Genomic DNA, 18,142 nt, shown 5'->3' on the forward strand with positions numbered 1-18,142 from the left:
CACGTTCTGGCGCACCGTCAGATGGGGCAGCACATGAAAGGCCTGGAAAACGAAACCCAGCTGATCCCGCCGCAGGGCGGTCAGGCCATCCTCGTCGAGGCTGGCATATTCCCGGCCATCCAGGGCGATGCGCCCCCCATCGGGACGGTCCAGGCCAGCGATCAGGTTGAGGAGAGTGGACTTGCCAACGCCGGACTCGCCGACGATGGCCACGTAGTCGCCCGGCGCAAGCTGGAGGGACACCCCCTGCAGGACCGGACGACCATTGAAGTGGCGGGAGAGGGATTCGAGCTGGAGCATGGCAGCTTGGTGCGCCGGCGCTCCGATTGGTTCCGGGGACAGACTTGCGGGATCTTGTCACCACAGGTGCGCTGCTCCCGGCCCGGGGCCGGTATACTCCGCGCGCCCATGCCCGTCGAACACTACGAGAACTTTCCCGTCGCCTCCTTCCTGCTGCCCGCCCGCCTGCGCGAGCCGGTCGAGGCGATCTATGCCTTTGCCCGCAGCGCCGACGACATTGCCGACGAAGGGGACGCGACACCCCTGATGCGCCTGGCCCGGCTCAACGATTACCGGCGCGCCCTGCTGGCCATCGAACAAGAGACGCCCTTCGACGACCCCAGCCTCGTGCCGATCTTCGAACGCCTCGGACGCAACATCCGCCAGTTCCAGCTGCCCCCGGGGCTGTTCCGGGATCTGCTGGACGCCTTCAGCCAGGACGTGGGCAAGACCCGCTACGCAGACTACCCGGAGCTGGCCGACTATTGCCGGCGCTCGGCGAATCCCGTGGGCCGCCTGCTGCTGCATCTCTACGACGCGGCCACGCCGGAGAACCTCGTCCGCTCGGACAAGATCTGCACCAGCCTGCAGCTGATCAATTTCTGGCAGGACGTGGCCATCGACTGGCAGAAGCAGCGCATCTATCTGCCCCAGGCAGAAATGGCCCTGTTCCGGGTCACCGAAGAGCATGTCGCGGGCGGCCGGATCACGCCGGAACTGGCTGCACTGCTGGATTTCCAGGCCCGCCGGGCCCGCGGCATGATGCTCGAGGGGGCGCCCCTCGCCCGAGCCCTGCCCGGCAGGATCGGCTGGGAGCTGCGCCTCATCGTCCAGGGGGGGCTCGCGATCCTCGACAAGATCGAGGCTGCCGACTTCGACATCTTCCGGCACCGCCCCACCCTCAAGAAAACCGACTGGCTGCGCCTCGCCTGGCGCGCCGCAACCTGCTGACCGCCATGACCGACCCCCATGCCTATTGCCAGGAGAAAGCCGCCAGCAGCGGCTCCAGCTTCTATTACGCATTCATGTTCCTGCCCCCGGAAAGGCGCCAGGCCATCACTGCCCTGTATGCCTTTTGCCGGGAAGTGGACGACGTGGTGGACGAGTGCCACGACCTGACCATCGCCCAGACCAAACTGGACTGGTGGCGGCGCCAGGTCAATCAGATCTACGACGGCAAACCGGAGCATCCGGTAGGGATGGCCCTGCAGGACGTGATCAGCCGCTTCAACCTGCCCCGGGAGCAGCTGCAGGAGATCATCGATGGCATGCAGATGGACCTCCAGCAAACCCGCTACCTGGACTGGAAGGCCCTCCACCTGTACTGCTACCGGGTCGCCAGCGTAGTCGGCCTGCTGTCCGCGGAGATCTTCGGCCACACCCAGCGGCAGACCCTGAAGTATGCCCACGACCTGGGCCTGGCCTTCCAGCTCACCAACATCATCCGGGACGTGGGGGAGGATGCCCGGCGGGGCCGGATCTACCTGCCGGTGGACGAACTTCAGCGCTTCAATGTTCCAGCCCGCCAGATTCTCGAGGGCGAGTACTCCGAAAACTTCCGCGCACTGATGACCTTCCAGGCCCAGCGGGCCCGCCAGCTCTATGAGCAGGCCTTTTCCCAGTTGCCCGCTGAAGACCGCAAGGCCCAGCGGCCCGGACTGATCATGGCGGCCATCTACCGCACCCTCCTCGACGAGATCGAGGCCGACGGTTTCCAGGTGCTCGACCGGCGCACCTCGCTGACCCCGCTGCGCAAGATCTGGATTGCCGGCATCACCTGGTTCAAGGGATGAGCCACACACCTCTGATTGCCGTCGTCGGAGGCGGCTACGCCGGCTTTGCCGCCGCCGTCACCCTGGCCCGGGGGGGGGCCCGGGTGTCCCTGTTCGAAGCCTCCCGCACCCTGGGAGGACGCGCCCGGGTGATGGAAAAGGATGGCTACCGGGTGGACAATGGCCAGCACATCCTGCTGGGCGCCTACAGCGAAACCCTGCGCATGCTGCGCCTGGTGGGCGTCAAGCCCAGCGTCCTGGAAACCCGCCGGCTGGCCCTGGTCTATCCGGGCCTGTGCGAACTGCGGGCCGCGCCCCTGCCCGCGCCCTTCCACCTGGCGCTGGGGCTGCTGCGGGCCCGGGGCCTCGACTGGGCGGACAAACGGGCCATGATCCGCCTGATGGGCACGCTCAGGAAGCAGGCCTTCCGGATCGACCCGGACCGGACCGTGAGCACCCTGCTCGCCGAGACCCAGCAGACCGGGCGACTCACCCGGCTGATCTGGGAGCCCCTCTGCGTGGCGGCACTGAACACCCCGGCGGCGGACGCCTCGGCCCAGATCTTTGCCAACGTCCTGCGGGACAGCCTGGCCGCAGGCGCCTCCGCATCGGATCTGCTGATCCCCCGGGTGGATCTGTCGGAGCTCTTTCCGGTCCCCGCTTCCCGCTGGCTGGCGCTGCGGGGCAACACGGTCCGCACCGCAGAGCCGGTGAAGAAGATCAGCGCCATGGGCGACGGCTATGTCCTGGAAGGTGATCCATGGAACGCCCTCTACGACGACGTGGTGATTGCAACAGCGCCCTACCATGTGGGGGATCTGGTTGCTGGGCTGCCAGGCCTGGCTCCTGTGGTGGAACGCCTGAAACGCCTGTCCCATCAGCCCATCGTCACGGCGTGGCTGGCCTTTGACGGCCCGCTGCACCTCCCCGAACCGATGATCGGCATGAGTGGCGGGTATGGCCAGTGGGCCTTCGATCGGGGGGCCCTGGGAGGACCGGAAGGTCTGGTGGGCGTGGTGATCAGCGCCCGGGGCGCACACCAGGACATCTCCAGGGAAGCCCTGGAGATCGCCCTGCTGGAGGAGCTGCAGAGCGTACTCGGCCCCCTGCCCCCCCTGCGCTGGAGCCAGGTCATCACCGAAAAGCGCGCCACCTTCTCCTGCATCCCGGGGGTGGACCGACCCACGACGGCCACCCCGGAGCGGGGTATCTGGCTGGCAGGCGACTACGTGGAAGCGGACTATCCCGCGACCCTGGAATCCGCCGTACGCAGTGGCATCGCCGCCGCCCGCAGCATTCTGCGGCGGCATGGTCTCAAGGAAGGCAACTTCCTGTCCCTGTAAGCACTTAGGGCACGAGCCGCCCGGCGGCAAGGCGGAGGGTCCGCCCGCAGCGCTCGGCGAGTGCCGTGTCGTGGGTGACCAGCACCAGGGTGGTGCCGGACTCCCGGTTGAGGGAGAACATCAGCTCGATCACCGCCTCCCCGGTGGCCACGTCGAGATTGCCGGTGGGCTCATCGGCCAGCACCAGTGCAGGCCGGGGCGCAAAGGCCCGGGCAACGGCCACCCGCTGCTGCTCCCCTCCCGACAGTTGACGGGGGTAGTGCCCCAGGCGCTGGCCCAGGCCCACCCGGGCGAGCCAGGCCTCCGCCTCCTGACGCGCATCCCTGCGGCCCGCCAGCTCCAGCGGAAGCATCACGTTCTCAAGGGCCGTGAGGGCCGGCAGGAGCTGGAAGGACTGGAACACGAACCCCACACACGCCCCGCGCAAGGCCGCCCGCCCATCCTCATCCAGGGCAAACAGGCTTTGCCCCCGCAGATGCACGGATCCGGAACTGGGGCTATCCAGGCCGGCCAGCAAACCCAGCAGCGTGGACTTGCCCGAGCCGGACGCGCCGACAATGGCCACGGCCTCGCCCGCCAGGATGCGGAAGGACACCTCGTCCAGGATGCGGAGCTCGCCTCCCCCATCGGCGGTCACCACACGGGAAAGCCCCTGGACCTCCACCACCGGGGACAGCGCACCGGCCAGGGAAGTCGATTCATTCACGGTTCGATTGAGCATGGGGAAATGGAGTCGTCTGGGGAAAAATGGTTCAGCTCCCGGGAGAGCACATTTCAGAGGCGCGGTGCCGACCCCTGAAAAAGCGGAGGGCAGCCCTCCGGCTGCCCTCCGCGGTATTCCACCCGGCGCCGCTACCTCAATCCACGTGGTAGTTCGGCGCTTCCTTGGTGATCTGCACGTCGTGGACATGGGACTCGCGAATCCCCGCCGAGGTGATCTCGACGAACTCGGCGCGTGCCCGCATCTCGTCGATGGTGGCGCAGCCCACGTAGCCCATGGACGCCCGCAGGCCACCCATCAGCTGATGGATCACCGCGGTGACCGCGCCCTTGTAGGGCACCCGGCCTTCGATGCCCTCCGGCACCAGCTTGTCCACGTTGCCGTCGTTCTCCTGGAAGTAACGGTCGGCAGCACCCTGCTGCATCGCACCCAGAGAGCCCATGCCCCGATAGGACTTGTAGGACCGCCCCTGGAACAGCACCATTTCCCCCGGCGCCTCTTCAGTGCCGGCGAACAGGCCGCCCAGCATGACCACGTTGGCGCCCGCCGCAATGGCCTTGGAGATATCACCGGAATAACGGATGCCCCCGTCGGCAATCAGCGGAACTCCCGTACCGGCCAGGGCGGTGGACACGTTGTCCACCGCGGTGATCTGGGGGACACCCACACCGGCCACGATGCGGGTGGTGCAGATGGATCCGGGGCCGATACCGACCTTGACCCCGTCAGCACCGGCATCCACCAGGGCGCGGGCCGCGCTGGCCGTGGCAATGTTGCCACCGATGACTTCCACCTGCGGAAAGTTCTTCTTGACCCAGTTCACCCGGTCGAGCACACCCTGCGAGTGGCCGTGGGCCGTATCGACGACGATCACGTCCACACCGGCCTCGGCCAGCAGCGCCGCACGCTCCTCGGTGCCGGCCCCTACGCCGATGGCCGCGCCCACGCGGAGACGGCCCTGGGCATCCTTGGCGGCAAGAGGGTGCTCGGTGGACTTCATCATGTCCTTGACGGTGATCAGACCCGCCAGCTCCCCCACCTCATTCAGGACCAGCACCCGCTCGAGGCGGTGCTTGTGCATCAGGGCACGGGCGTCCTCGAGGCTGGTGCCTTCACGTACCGTGACCAGGCGTGCCTGGGGGGTCATGATGGCCGCCACCGGCTGGTCGAGATTGGTCTCGAAACGGGTATCCCGGTTGGTGACGATCCCGATCACCTTGCCATTGTCCACCACCGGCAGACCGGAAATCTTGTGGGCCCGGGTCAGGGTCAACACTTCGCGGACCGTCATGGTCGGCGCAATGGTGATCGGATCCTTGAGGATGCCCGATTCGAAACGCTTTACCTTGGCCACTTCGGCCGCCTGCTGCTGCGCGGTGAGGTTCTTGTGAACGATACCGATCCCGCCTTCCTGGGCGAGCGCAATCGCGAGGCGCGCCTCGGTGACGGTATCCATGGCAGCGGAAACCAGCGGAATATTCAGGGTAATGTTGCGCGTGAGCTTCGTCCTGAGGCTGACGTCGCGCGGGAGAACGCTCGAATGGGCGGGGATGAGAAGGACGTCGTCAAACGTCAGCGCCTTCTGGATCACTCGCATGGCTTTAATCCCTAGAACCAAATCCGTATTATACGGAGCTGACCCTCGTGCCGCAAAACTTTGTCACCCCGGAGTGTCCGATGCATCACAGACTGTTTGCCGGCCTGCTGGCCTGCGCTTCATCCCTGGCCCTGGCCCAGGGTGTGTACAGCTGGAAGGACGCCAGCGGGCGGGTGCATTATTCAGACCTGCCTCCTCCAGGCCTGGACGTACGCACGGTCAGCAAGCCCTCCCTGCCCCCTCCGGCCCGGGACAATCGGGCCACGCCGGCAGCGTCAGCTCCCCCATCCTATGTGGAAAAGGAGCAGGCTTTTCGCAAACGCCGGGCTGAAGCTGCCGAAGCGGAGGAAAAGGCCCGCAAGGAGCAGATCAGCGAGGAACTGCGGGCACGCGAATGCAGCGAGAGCCGCGCCCAGCTGGCGGGCCTGGAAAGCACCGACCGGGTGGTCCGTTTTGGCGAGAACGGCGAACGCCTGCTGATGAATCAGGAAGAGCGGGAGGCAGAAATCAACCGCACCCGCCGGGCCATGGAACGAGCCTGCAAGTAGGTGGAAACGCCCGCACTACCCTGCAGGACGCTCAGGCGAGACCCTCTTCAGCCGGCCCGCCACCCTTCTTCATGACCTTGCCTTCTTCTGCCCGCTTGCGCCGGACCTCCTTGGGGTCGGCGATGAGAGGACGGTAGATCTCCACCCGGTCCTGGTCCCGCAGGGTCGCCTCCCCCTTGACCAGCTTGGCGAAGACGCCGATCTTGTTGGCCTTGCCCAGGTCAATTTCAGGGTGCTTCTGCAGAATCCCCGAAGCCTCGATGGCCTGCTGCACCGTGCAACCGGCAGGCATCCGGAGGCGCACCACCTCCTGCCTGTCCCGGAGGGCATAGCAGACCTCCACGCGGATCGAGTCGCTCACCTCAGGCCCCCCCATGGATCTGGCCGGCCCGCTTCACGAAGGAGTCGACAAAGGTGTTGGCGATGTGGCTGAACACCGGCCCCACCACCTTTTCAATCAGCTTGCTGGAAAACTCGTAGCGTAGATTGAACTCCACCTTGCAGGCGGCCTCCCCAAGAGGGATGAAATTCCAGCTCCCGTCCAGGTGGGTGAAAGGTCCGTCGGTCAGGCGGATCAGCATGTGACGCGGGTAATCCTTGTCGTTCTCGGTACTGAAATGGGATTTGATGCCGTGGTAGTTGATGTGCAGGGTTGCGCGGGTGATCTTCTCATCCCGGGCCTGGACTTCCGCACCACCACACCAGGGCAGGAATTTGGGGTAATCCTCGCAGCGGTCTACCAGATCGAACATCTGGGCCGGCGTGAACTCGATCAGGACTATTTTCTTGACGGCTGCCATGGGAGCGCGAGCGGACTACCGAGCTGTTAAAATGCATGATTTTACGCGTCCGCAAGAGCCTACGCCAATGAGCATCATCGATAACCGCAAGGCCTTCCACGATTACTTCATCGAGGACAAGTACGAAGCCGGCCTGGTCCTGCAGGGCTGGGAAGTCAAGGCCATCCGCGCCGGGCGCGCCAACATCAAGGAAAGCTATGTGGTGATCCGCGGCGCCGAGATCTTCATCGTCGGGATGCACATCACACCGCTGGAATCCGCGTCCACCCACATCCATCCGGATCCGACCCGCACCCGCAAGCTGCTGCTCCATGCAGAGGAGATCGCCAAGCTGATCGGCAAGGTTGAGCGTGCCGGCTACGCCCTGGTCCCCCTGGACCTGCATTACACCAAAGGCCTGGTCAAGATCAGTGTCGGTCTGGCCAAAGGCAAGAAACAGTACGACAAGCGCGAAACCGAAAAGGAACGCGACTGGGAGCGGGAGAAGGGGCGCCTGATCCGCGCCAGGGGCTGAGGCCGGACGACTCGCGGGCTACTCGATTTCCGAGCGGGCCCATTCCACATCCAGACGCTCCAGCGCATCGCAAGGCTGACAGGCAGCCGCCTCGCGGAACAGCTCATGGACCCGGGAGAGCTGCGGCGATCCCCAGACCAGCAGCACCGCCCGGGCATATTCGGCGCGCACGACAGGAGACTGGGGCAACAGTCCGCAGGCCCGCTCGAAATGGGCCGTCAGCGCCTCCCGCCGGGCACCATAGGCAAGGGCCGCCATTGCGGCGCCGACCTTGTGGATCACCTCCGCGTGATACACCCCCAGAGCCACATGGGCATCCCCATGATCCGGATCCAGCTCAAGCACCCGGTTCAGGCTGCTGCGCACCTTGCCCCCCAGACCCAGGGCCAACGCCCGCAAAACCGAAATGTTCTGGCTGTAGCGCCCGAGGGCGAGACCATGGGCATACCAGGCAGCGGGCCAGTTGGGCGCCAGCTGCACGAGGGCAGAGCAGCTGGCCACCACATCCGAGAGGATCGTGATCCGGCGGTTCGGGTCGGGCTCCAGATGAGATGCATACACGACGGCGGCGCGTGCAGCCACGACCAGACCCACCGGGCCAGCCGCCAGACCCAGCTCGAGGGCGGCGGCAAAATCGCCGGCATGATAGGCACGCCAGGCATCCTCCAGCACAGGCACCTGCATCGCGGGATCGGCCACGCTGACCGCCAGAGCCGGATTGGCCTCCAGCAGCAGTTCCAGTGCCCCGGCAGAAGGATAAGGCTCCCGGTCTCCCCGATGCAGGCGTGCCCAGTTCGTCTGGAGTGCAGAGCCCACATAACGGTAAATCCGGTCGCCATAGGGAAAGCGCTTCCAGCCATGGCGCGCCGCCATGGCTGCCGGCTTCGCCGGGTCAACGGGCTGGCGGGTGCGGTCATGGGCCGCACTCGAGCCGAAAGTCAGATGCATGAACTGCTCTCCCTCGGGCTTTCCGGTTTTTTTCTTGTTGATGACAGGCTCCGGGTATGCCGAATGTGTCGTATTTTTTGGTATTACGTGCAGGAGGTTAGCACCCTATTTCGCTGCAGGCATGCCGCACTGCGGCAAATTACCCCCCGGTCAGACCAGGGCCTGCTCCATGAAACGGGCCAGGCACAGGTCCAGTTCAGTCACGCCACCGACATCATGGGTGCTCAAGCTCACCTCGACGCGGTTGTAGACGTTGCGCCATTCCGGGTGGTGATCCATCCGTTCGGCCATCAACGCCACCCGGCTCATCCAGCCAAAAGCGGCATTGAAGTCCGGGAAGCGGAAGGTCTTGAGAACCGCCTTCCCCCCGGGAGCGAGGCGCCAGCCGGGCAGCGCTTCCAGCGCACTGCGGCACTCGCGCTCATCCAGTTTCGGGACTGTCATGGGCAACGCTCCAGTTCACCGCAGGGAGAAATCCACCCGGCTCGGGCGGGCCCTGGATGAGCGGTCTTCATCGCCCTCCTTGGCCGTCACCAGGAAAACCCGGTCGGCGGGCACCTTGCCCTGCTCCAGAAGCCAGTTCTTGGCCACCTGAGCCCTCTGCTGGGCCAGCAGGCGCAGTTCGTCCTCCCCCACCCGGATATGGGCCAGGATCAGCTTTTCCATTTCCGGCGCCGGCAACTCCTTGGCCAAGCCCACCAGATTGCGGGGCTTGGGAAACTTCTCCTGCTTGTATACCCGGGCCAGCAGCCCGGGATACTCGGCCTCGGTGATCTGGATCCGTTCTTCCTCCGCGACGGTCTCCCCCCTTTTCACCCGGTCCTGGATCTTCAGGGCTTCCATCCTGCCCAGCAGCAGCGCCCGCTTGAGACCTTCCGGATCCCGCTCCGGATCCACCCGCCCGGCGATATCGAGCCTGAGGCCGCTCTTCTCGTTCAAGGCCCTGGCGATGGCGGCCAGCTTGGTCTCGGCGCCCTCGGGCAGGCGAGCAAAGCCCGGCTCGAAATCCAGCCACGCCAGCTCTTCGCTGTTGCCCCCCAGCAGGGAACCCAGCAGGGCAAAAGGTGAAGTGATGGCCTTGGCGATCAGATTGACGATGACCTTGACCACGATGCCCGCAACGCTGAACTGCGGATCGTCCAGGGAACCCCCAACGGGCAGATTGAGATCAATCTCGCCACGGCTGTTCTTGAGCAGGGAGACCGCCAGCAGCACGGGCAGCTTCAAGGCAGCCGGACTGTCCACCCGCTCCCCGAAGGTCAGCTGATCAAGGAAGACCTGATTGGTGGCAGTAAGCTTGCGATCCTCGATCCTGTAGTTGAGGTCGGCCGAAAGCTTGCCCTTCTCGATGCCGTATCCCACGTACTTGGCGGCATAGGTGGACACACCGGACAACTCGAAATCCTTGACCGAAGCGTGGATATCCAGGGCCTTGTCCTGACGGAAAGGATTGAGCCGGCCGGCCACCGTCACGGGCGCCGCGTTGTCCACGCGCCCGCGCAGATCGAGCTCGGCGATGGTTCCCGGATCGGTGGACAGGCCGGTGAGGCGCCCTCCCATGCCGGTCAGGTTGGCATCATAATTGGGGCGGATGAACCGGTCGCTATAGGCAATGTTGCCCCCCTGCAGGGTGATCCGCCTGATCAGGATCGGTGGCAGCGGCGCGGACGATACGGGTACAGCCGGCTGCGCCGTTGCTGCCGCAGGGGCCGCGCTGGCCTGGCCTTCGGCCACCGGGTGTTCCGGAGCCTCCCGGGCCGTGATCTCCCGGATATTGAGCCCGCCCTGGGCATCCAGGATCAGGCGGGTGTAGAAATCGCTCAGGGCGATCTCGTCGATGCTCACGGCCAGGGGTGACAGGCGGAGATCCATGCCGCTGAAATGCAGGGATTTCCATTTCAGAAAATCTGCCGCATTCAGCTTGTCCACCGAGGCGAAATTACCCACGCTGAGGCTGCCCTGGTAAGCGGCCTTGAGCCCGCCGCCCCTGGCGGCACCCGCCTGCGGAGGCGCGGCAAAGGCCAGCCGGCCGCGGGCGCTGACATGCCCCCGGGTGATGGCGATCTTCACCCGCTCGGTGACATAGGGCTGGAGCATGGCCAGATCTACCGCGCGGACATCCAGATCCAGCTTCCCCTCCAGCGGCGTCAGCCCCAGACTGCCCGCAACCCCGAAGCGGCCGCGCTTGTTGACAGCCGCCTGCAGGCTCACCTTGGCCTGACTGCCGCGGACGGTGGACAACCCCTCCACCTTGAGGGTCAGGGGGGTCACATCGAGCACCACGGCCGGCGCCAGGGTCTGGTCTTCCAGCCGCACCCCCCAGTCATCCAGGGCAATCCGCTTGACATTGACCTGCCAGTCCGGGCCTTCCTTGCCGGGCGGGGCATACCCCCTGACCGGGAGTGCCCCGCCCGCTGGCGCGCCTCCAGAGCGGGGTGCTGCCGCCCCAGGCGCAGCGGTCGGGATCAGTTTTTCGGCGTTGAAGTGACCGTCCTTGCCCCTCAGCAGGGACAGCCGGGTCGCCTTGCCGGCCAGTTCCCCGACGGACAGGGTGCGGGACCGGGTGTCGACGCTGGCATCACGCACCTCCAGCAGGCCCAGCTTGAGGAAGGGCGATTTTTCGTCGCGGATGCGCAGGACCAGATCCCGCAAGGCCAGGGAATCCGCCTGCAGGGTGACCCGTGGGGTCGGGGCGCCAGCGGCGAACGCATAGTCCAGGGCGCCCTCCAGCGTCCCCGAGAGCAGCTCTCCCTGCCCCAGGGCAGCGGCATAGTAGGGCCGGGGCCCGGTCAGGTCGACGCCCGCGAAATTCAGGGTTCCAGCCGCCGTCAAGGGGGCCAGGCCGAGGGTGCCGGTATGCTTGAAGGTCTCCCCGGCCGCTCCGGCGAAGCTGAGATCCAGCTCGGCCGGAGCCCCTCCCGCCAGGGAGAGGCCGCGCAGGGACACCCGGATATCCTGAATGGTCTTGTGGAACGGGCCGTCCGGCAGGTCATCGGAAAAACTCAAACGCCCCTCTTCCAGCCGGAACTCGCCCAGGGTCAGCGCAAACGGGCGGGCCTCGCTCGCCGGCGGGGACGGTGCAGGCGCCGCCGGAGCGGCAGGCAGCAGATCGAGCAGGCTGATCCGCCCATCGCGACTACGCCCCACGGCCAGCTCCGGCCGCTCCAGCCGGACCTGGCCCAGCACGAGCTCCCGGGCCATGGGGGCCAGGCGCTCGATCTCCACCTGAAGCCGGGCCCAGCGGACGGCCGGCTGGCCGTTCCGGTGCTGAAGCTCCAGATCAGCCAGGCCGACCCCACCCGTCACAACCACCTCCGGGCGGCCACCGGCCGGCTGGGCAAAGCTCAGGGTCAGCTCCGACGACATGCGGGCAGAGGGCAGGCGGAAGGTGTGCTCCCCAGGCAGATACGCCACGTAACGGGTCAGGTCAAAGTCGTCGAACTTCAGCTCCAGCACGGACTCCCGGGTGGCCGAAAAGGGCCTGGACTTGCCCAGGATCTCGAAGGGCGACTCATTCACCTTCATGGACAGCCGTGGTTCGACAAAGGTATCGATCTGGGCGGGGAGATTGGAAACAAAGGGAACGCCCAGCTCCAGATCGGTGATGGCGTGCTGCTTGCCTGCCGGACGGTCATCAAAGCGCACCTGACCCCGTTCGATCCGGATGTTGTGGATCGCAAAGTGACTCTTGGCCCCGTCATCGGGCCTGGCCATCAGTTCGTCGATCAGGTCGGACCAGTTGTAGCGCTGGCCTTCAAGGCGGACGAGCCGGACGAGAGGCTCCACCAGCCTCACCTCCTCGACCACCACGCCGCCACGCAAGAGGGACTCCAGCTGCACGTTGGCGTAGAGGGATGCAAAACCCAGAGCCGTCTCTCCGCCTTCCGGCTCCTGGATGCGCAGGCCGCGCACCTCCGCCGACAGGGCATACGGATTGATCGACAGCCCCTCGATGCTTACCGGGCGATGGAGGAGCTCGGTGAGCCGCTCCTCGGCGATCGACTTGATCACGGGTGGGGCCACCAGGAAACCCAGCACCCCGACCAGCGCCACGGCCGCCGCAGCCCCCAGGGCCCACCGCATGAAACGAGCGCCCTTGCGCGTATTCTGAGCCATTGTTGTTGTCCTTTTTATCTGCCCGTCGAGCACAGGCGGGCATTTCCGACTTCCGGAAGCCTAGCAGGGGAAAGGCCCACTGCAAATGACGAACTACACCCCGTTTGCCCTGGCGCCAGGGCGGGGCTATGCTGCGCGCCCCTGTCGTTCACCGCTCTGCCACCATGAGTCAGCTCCACCGCAACACCCGCTATGACGTGATCGTGCTTGGTGCCGGCGCCGCCGGCATGATGTGCGCGGCCCAGGCCGGCCAGCGGGGCCGGAAAGTACTGATCATCGACCATGCCAGCAAGCTGGCCGAAAAGATCCGCATCTCCGGCGGCGGGCGATGCAACTTCACCAACCTGGAGGTCGGCATCGGCAACTACCTGTCCCGCAACCCCCAGTTCTGCCGCTCGGCGCTGTCCCGCTACACCCCGGGGCACTTCATCGAGCTGGTCCAGCGCCACGGCATCGCCTGGCACGAGCGGGAGCACGGACAGCTGTTCTGCGATGACTCGGCCCAGGACATCATCGACATGCTGCGCCACGAATGTCAGGACGGTCAGGTGGACTGGGCCATGCCGTGCACCCTGAACGGCATCACTCCGGGCCCTGACGAGGTCTCCCGCTTTCACCTGGACACCAGCCACGGCCCCTTTTCCTGCACCCGCCTGGTGGTGGCCACCGGAGGGCTGTCCATCCCCAAGATCGGCGCCTCACCGCTGGGTTACCGCATCGCGGAGCAGTTCGGCCTGGCCATGGTAGCCCCCAGACCCGCCCTCGTTCCCCTGACCCTGCCGCCGGAAGAGCTGACCCTCTACAAGGAGCTCTCCGGCATGGCTTTCGATGCGCTCGCCGGATGCGGCAGCGGACAGTTCCGGGAGAACCTGCTGTTCACCCACCGGGGCTTGTCCGGACCGGTGATCCTGCAGGTCTCGTCCTACTGGCAGGCCCGGGAGTATGGGGATGAGGATGGCAGCGCGCAGATCACGGTCAATCTGTTTCCGGCAGAGAATGTCCGCGACTGGCTCGGGGAGCGGGCGCGCAGCAAGAGCCTGCTGCCCAACCTGCTCAGCGAACGCCTGCCCAGACGCTTCGCCCAGGCCTTCTGTGACCAGCGCGGCTGGAGCAGGCCCACCAACCAGTTCAACCAGAAGGAGCTGGATGCGATTGCGGGCGCCCTCGCGGGCTGGCAGATCAGCCCCAACGGCACCCTGGGCTATGCCAAGGCCGAGGTCACCCTCGGCGGCGTGGACACCCGGGCGCTATCCTCCAGGACCATGGAGGCAAACAAGGTGCCCGGGCTCCATTTCGTCGGCGAGGTCATGGACGTGACCGGCCACCTGGGCGGCTACAACTTCCAGTGGGCATGGGCCTCCGGCCATGCGGCCGGGCAGGCTGTGTAAACCCACAGAGGCCCGCACAAGGCGGGCCTCTTCATCTGGGCGGAGCCCAGTAATTACTTGGCCGCGGCAGCCAGGCCGTTGAGGATTTCCTGACGGGCGTCCTCGACGGTGCCCCAGCCCAGGACCTTGACCCACTTGCCGGGCTCGAGATCCTTGTAGTGCTCGAAGAAGTGCACGGTCTGCTTCATCAGCAGCTCCGGCAGGTCATCGGTGGTCTGGACCTTGTCGTACAGGGGGGTCAGCTTGGAAACAGGCACGGCCACGACCTTCGCATCCACGCCGCCGTCGTCTTCCATCTTGAGCACGCCCACCGGACGGCAGCGGATCACCACGCCCGGCTGCAGCGGGAACGGAGTCACGACCAGCACGTCCACCGGGTCACCGTCGCCGGCGATGGTGTGGGGCACATAGCCGTAGTTGAGCGGATAGCGCATGGACGTACCCATGAAACGGTCAACGAAAACCGCGCCGGAATCCTTGTCCACCTCGAACTTGATCGGATCGCCCTGGGCGGAAATCTCGATGATCACGTTGATGTCGTTCGGCACGTCCTTGCCAGCCTTGACCTGATCGAAACCCATATCACTACCTCCCGTTATTAGATGTAAGACAGCTGCCCATTATAAGTGAGCCGTGGGACTATCGGATAAACCCTTGTCACCGAAAAGGGCTCATGCGGCATCGAATCCACAGTCCTCCACCACCGTGCGCAGGGCATTGGCACTCACCCGCGCCGGATCGTAGCTCACCCTGGCCTCTCCCTCCTCAAGGGACACCTGGACGCTGCCGACCCCCGGCGTACCCGACAGGGCACCGCTCAGGTTCTTCACACACCCCTGGCAGCTCATGCCAGCCACCTTGATCACCACCTCTTCCATCGTCGATCCTTTCCGTCGTCAGTCGGCACCCGGTTTCCAGCGTCGCAGCAACAGGGAGTTGCTGACCACCGACACCGAGCTCATGGCCATTGCAGCACCGGCAATGACCGGGTTGAGCAGCCCCAGGGCCGCTGCAGGAATCCCCAGAATGTTGTAGATGAAGGCAAAGAACAGGTTATGACGGATCTTGCCCAGGGTCGCCCGGGACAGGTCGATGGCATCCGCCACGCTGCCCAGGTCGTTGCGCACCAGGGTCAGGTCGGCGGCCTCGATGGCCACGTCGGACCCCGCCCCGATCGCGAAGGATACATCCGCCGCCGCCAGGGCCGGCGCGTCATTGATGCCATCTCCCACCATCGCCACCCGCCCCCCGGCCTTGAGGGCCTCCACGGCAGCCGCCTTGTCAGCGGGCATGACCCGGGCCCGGAACTCGGCGATACCCGCCTCTGCAGCAATCTTCGCCGCCACGGCGGGATGGTCCCCGGTCAGCATCACCACCCGTACGCCCATGGCCTGCAGGCGTACCACCGCAGCCTTTGACGTGGACCGCAGGGGATCGGCCAGACCGAGCACACCCCACACCGCGCCATCCACCGCCACCGCAACGGGGGTCAGGGCCTCGGCCAGCAGGGGATCGATCAGTTCCGCCGGCAGCGGCATGCCCTGCTCCGCCAGGAAGTCCGGGGACCCCACCCAGACCCGACGCCCCCCCACCTGACCCTCGATCCCTTTCCCGGGCAGGGCGGTCGAACCCTCGGGGATGGACGGCTCCCGCCCGGCGCTGCGGGCCGCCGCCACCACGGCGTCGGCCAGGGGATGATGGCTGGCCCGCTCCAGGCTGGCGGCCAGGTACAGGAGTTCATCCCGGGACACCCCGGGCACCCCGTGCACCGCCAGCACCGCCGGCCGACCCTCGGTCAGGGTGCCGGTCTTGTCTACCACCAGGATCTGGATCTTCTCGGCCAGCTCGAGGGCTTCTGCGTTCCTGACCAGGATGCCGGCCCGGGCGCCCTGCCCGGTCCCCACCATCACCGCCGTCGGGGTCGCCAGTCCCAGGGCGCAGGGACAGGCAATCACCAGCACCGCCACCCCGTTGACCAGAGCGGGGGCCAGCGCTCCACCGATCCACCACCAGGCCCCAAAGGCAAGCACGGCGAGCAGCACCACCGCCGGCACGAAGATCGCTGCAATCCGGTCAGCCAGCCGCTGGACCGCCGGCTTGCCCCCCTGGGCCTGCTCCACCATGCGCACGATGCCCGCCAGCAGGGTCTCCGCTCCCACACCCGTGGCCCGGCAGCGCAGCAGCCCATCCCCATTGACCGTGGCCGCGAAGACCTTATCACCGGCCGCCTTGGCCACCGCCACACTCTCACCCGTCAGCATCGCCTCGTTGAGGCTGGAGGAGCCATCCATGACTTCGCCATCCACCGGAACTGCATCGCCCGGCCTCAGCACGAAGACCATCCCGGCGCGTACCTGCTCCACCGGCACCTCCACCAGCTGGCCATCCCGCTCGATGCGGGCGCTCGGAGGCTGCAGGCGCAGCAGGGCCTCGATCGCTGCCGAGGTGCGGGCCCTGGCCCGGGCCTCCAGCAGCTTGCCCAGCAGCACCAGAGTGATGATGCTCGCCGAGGCCTCGAAATAGACATGGAGGTCGTGACGCTCCAGCACCACCACCACCAGGCTGAACAGGTAGGCAACGCCCGTCCCCAGGGCCACCAGCACATCCATGTTGGCACCGCCTCCCCGCAGGGAAGCCCAGGCTCCCTGGAAGAAACGCCAGCCAATCCAGAACTGGACCGGCGTCGCCAACAGCCACTGCAGCCAGCGGGGCAGCAGGTCCTCGTGGTGAGCACCGGCCAGGTCTCCGGACAGCATCCCTCCCATCTGGACCAGGAAGGGCAGGCTGAGCAGGGCCGACAGCCCGAAAAGACGTCGTTCGCGGCGGAACTCGTCCAGCTTGCGGGCTTTTTCCGCATCCCGGTCGCGGGACTGGCGCGGACGGGCAACAAACCCGGCCCGGGCCACCGCCGCCACCAGATCGGCAGGCGCGACCTGCCCCGGGATGTAGCGCACCCGGGCGGTCTCAGCCGCGAAATTCACGCTGGCCTCCACGCCCGGGTGGCGATTCAGCACCTTCTCGACCCGGGCCGCGCAGGCGGCACACGTCATGCCTTCCAGCCCCAGCTCGAGGACCTGGGGAGCCACGTCGAAGCCCGCCTTGCGCACTGCCGCAAGCAGGTCGGCAGCCGGGGCGCCCCCCTCCTCCACCTGAATCAGGGCCTTGCCGGTGGCGAAGTTCACCGTTGCCCGGACCCCGGGCTGGCGATTCAGCACCTTCTCCAGCCGCGCCGCGCAGGCGGCGCAGGTCATGCCGGTGATCGGCAGGTCGTGACGGATCAGCTCAGCCACGACAACGCCCGGAGCAAAGGACAGCGCTCAGAAGTGGCACACCACCCCATCCCACAGGGCTGCCCCCAGGGTCGGCGCATTGACCAGTCCGAACACCCCGAAAGCCATCACCACCAGCCCGGAGCCCAGACGGACCGCCCGCTTCCGGACCACATCCCGGAGACGCTTGAGCAGCATGCCTGCCAGCAGCAGGTTGGGCAGCGTTCCCAGGCCGAAGGACAGCAGCAGCAGCCCGCCCCGCTCTGCCGAGCCGGTCACCAGCGCCGTAGCCAGCACGCTATACACCAGGCCGCAGGGCAGAAACCCCCACAGGACGCCCAGCGGCAGGGCCTGAGCCACCGTGCGGGCCGGGATGAAGCGCCGGGCGTGAGGCTGAATGCGGGCCCACAGGCGATGGCCGAGCTTTTCCACGCCGGCCAGCGCCCGGGTGAATCCGGTGAGATACAGTCCCAGGGCCACCAGCATCAGGTTGGCCACCACATACAGACCCATCTGGATCGGCAGCAGGTCGTTGAACAGCATGCCCACCGTGCCGATGGCGCCCATCGCCGCACCGGCTGCGGTGTAGCTGGCAATCCGGCCGAAGTTGTAGGCCAGATGCAGGGGCCATTCCCGGCGCGCCTCACCGGGCATGTGGACGGTCTGTACGGTCAGGGCGCTGACAATGCCGCCACACATCCCGACACAGTGGGTACCGCCGAGAAGGCCGATCAGGAAGACTGCAAGGTAGCCGGTTTCGGGCATGGAACGGAACCAGGAAAGGCAGAGGCCCCGCGGAACGGCGCGGGGCATGGAACAGCCGCAGGATCGGGATTCTAGACCGGCT

18 protein-coding genes are annotated in these 18,142 nt (G+C 66.4%); 6 read left to right on the forward strand and 12 right to left on the reverse strand.

Going from position 1 to position 18,142, the window contains the following annotated elements:
* Positions 1–300, reverse strand: a 300-nt coding sequence (locus PHD22_RS08235; RefSeq protein WP_299864917.1) for an ATP-binding cassette domain-containing protein, incomplete at its 3' end; no start/stop codon positions are given.
* Positions 301–408: 108 nt separating this feature from the next.
* Between PHD22_RS08235 and hpnC the strand changes: the two genes are divergently transcribed.
* The 3 genes from hpnC to hpnE are packed head-to-tail and all read left to right on the forward strand — an operon-like array spanning position 409 to position 3,394.
* Entirely contained in the window at positions 409–1,230 is an 822-nt protein-coding gene (hpnC, locus tag PHD22_RS08240; protein ID WP_299864919.1) for a squalene synthase HpnC, read from the forward strand.
* A gap of 5 nt (positions 1,231–1,235) precedes the next feature.
* Positions 1,236–2,072 carry a presqualene diphosphate synthase HpnD gene (gene hpnD / locus PHD22_RS08245; protein WP_299864921.1) on the forward strand — a complete coding sequence of 279 codons (837 nt, stop codon included), beginning with the start codon at positions 1,236–1,238 and terminating at the stop codon, positions 2,070–2,072.
* Positions 2,069–3,394, forward strand: a complete 1,326-nt coding sequence (gene hpnE / locus PHD22_RS08250; RefSeq protein WP_299864923.1) for a hydroxysqualene dehydroxylase HpnE — start codon at positions 2,069–2,071, stop codon at positions 3,392–3,394. The genes hpnD and hpnE overlap by 4 nt, the downstream gene beginning before the upstream one ends.
* A gap of 4 nt (positions 3,395–3,398) precedes the next feature.
* Here hpnE and PHD22_RS08255 read toward each other — a convergent pair whose 3' ends face one another.
* On the reverse strand, positions 3,399–4,115 hold the full coding sequence (locus PHD22_RS08255; protein WP_299864925.1) for an ABC transporter ATP-binding protein: 717 nt from the start codon (positions 4,113–4,115) through the stop codon (positions 3,399–3,401).
* Positions 4,116–4,251: 136 nt separating this feature from the next.
* Entirely contained in the window at positions 4,252–5,712 is a 1,461-nt protein-coding gene (guaB, locus tag PHD22_RS08260) for an IMP dehydrogenase (RefSeq protein ID WP_299864927.1), read from the reverse strand.
* An 80-nt stretch (positions 5,713–5,792) separates the two neighbouring features.
* On the opposite strand from guaB, the gene PHD22_RS08265 reads away from it, so the two are divergent.
* Positions 5,793–6,260, forward strand: coding sequence for a DUF4124 domain-containing protein (locus tag PHD22_RS08265; protein WP_299864929.1), 468 nt, complete (start codon positions 5,793–5,795; stop codon positions 6,258–6,260).
* Between the two features lie 31 nt (positions 6,261–6,291).
* On the opposite strand, the gene PHD22_RS08270 is transcribed toward PHD22_RS08265, so the two are convergent.
* Positions 6,292–6,621, reverse strand: a complete 330-nt coding sequence (locus tag PHD22_RS08270; RefSeq protein WP_299864931.1) for an RnfH family protein — start codon at positions 6,619–6,621, stop codon at positions 6,292–6,294.
* Position 6,622: 1 nt separating this feature from the next.
* Positions 6,623–7,060, reverse strand: coding sequence for a type II toxin-antitoxin system RatA family toxin (locus PHD22_RS08275; RefSeq protein WP_299864933.1), 438 nt, complete (start codon positions 7,058–7,060; stop codon positions 6,623–6,625).
* 67 nt (positions 7,061–7,127) lie between these two features.
* Between PHD22_RS08275 and smpB the strand changes: the two genes are divergently transcribed.
* Entirely contained in the window at positions 7,128–7,574 is a 447-nt protein-coding gene (smpB, locus tag PHD22_RS08280) for an SsrA-binding protein SmpB (protein WP_299864935.1), read from the forward strand.
* A gap of 18 nt (positions 7,575–7,592) precedes the next feature.
* On the opposite strand, the gene PHD22_RS08285 is transcribed toward smpB, so the two are convergent.
* From PHD22_RS08285 to PHD22_RS08295, 3 genes are all read right to left on the reverse strand, one after another.
* The gene (locus PHD22_RS08285; RefSeq protein ID WP_299864938.1) at positions 7,593–8,522 is read right to left on the reverse strand and encodes a hypothetical protein; all 930 of its coding nucleotides are present in this window, start codon (positions 8,520–8,522) and stop codon (positions 7,593–7,595) included.
* A 150-nt stretch (positions 8,523–8,672) separates the two neighbouring features.
* Positions 8,673–8,966 (reverse strand): 4a-hydroxytetrahydrobiopterin dehydratase, encoded by a 294-nt coding sequence (locus PHD22_RS08290; protein ID WP_299864940.1) that lies wholly within the window; start codon positions 8,964–8,966, stop codon positions 8,673–8,675.
* Between the two features lie 15 nt (positions 8,967–8,981).
* Positions 8,982–12,638: a DUF748 domain-containing protein gene (locus PHD22_RS08295; protein ID WP_299864942.1), complete on the reverse strand. Its 3,657-nt coding sequence runs from the start codon at positions 12,636–12,638 to the stop codon at positions 8,982–8,984.
* Positions 12,639–12,802: 164 nt separating this feature from the next.
* Here PHD22_RS08295 and PHD22_RS08300 point away from each other — a divergent pair, with 164 nt between their 5' ends.
* Positions 12,803–14,026 carry an NAD(P)/FAD-dependent oxidoreductase gene (locus PHD22_RS08300; protein WP_299864945.1) on the forward strand — a complete coding sequence of 408 codons (1,224 nt, stop codon included), beginning with the start codon at positions 12,803–12,805 and terminating at the stop codon, positions 14,024–14,026.
* A 53-nt stretch (positions 14,027–14,079) separates the two neighbouring features.
* Here PHD22_RS08300 and ppa read toward each other — a convergent pair whose 3' ends face one another.
* From ppa to PHD22_RS08320, 4 genes are all read right to left on the reverse strand, one after another.
* Positions 14,080–14,607, reverse strand: coding sequence for an inorganic diphosphatase (gene ppa / locus PHD22_RS08305; protein ID WP_299864948.1), 528 nt, complete (start codon positions 14,605–14,607; stop codon positions 14,080–14,082).
* 90 nt (positions 14,608–14,697) lie between these two features.
* Positions 14,698–14,904: a heavy metal-associated domain-containing protein gene (locus PHD22_RS08310; protein ID WP_299864951.1), complete on the reverse strand. Its 207-nt coding sequence runs from the start codon at positions 14,902–14,904 to the stop codon at positions 14,698–14,700.
* A gap of 18 nt (positions 14,905–14,922) precedes the next feature.
* Positions 14,923–17,316 (reverse strand): heavy metal translocating P-type ATPase, encoded by a 2,394-nt coding sequence (locus tag PHD22_RS08315; RefSeq protein WP_366520702.1) that lies wholly within the window; start codon positions 17,314–17,316, stop codon positions 14,923–14,925.
* 27 nt (positions 17,317–17,343) lie between these two features.
* Positions 17,344–18,060: a sulfite exporter TauE/SafE family protein gene (locus PHD22_RS08320; protein ID WP_299864954.1), complete on the reverse strand. Its 717-nt coding sequence runs from the start codon at positions 18,058–18,060 to the stop codon at positions 17,344–17,346.
* Positions 18,061–18,142 lie beyond the last annotated feature (82 nt).

Source organism: Zoogloea sp., assembly GCF_028693495.1.
GTDB lineage: Bacteria > Pseudomonadota > Gammaproteobacteria > Burkholderiales > Rhodocyclaceae > Zoogloea.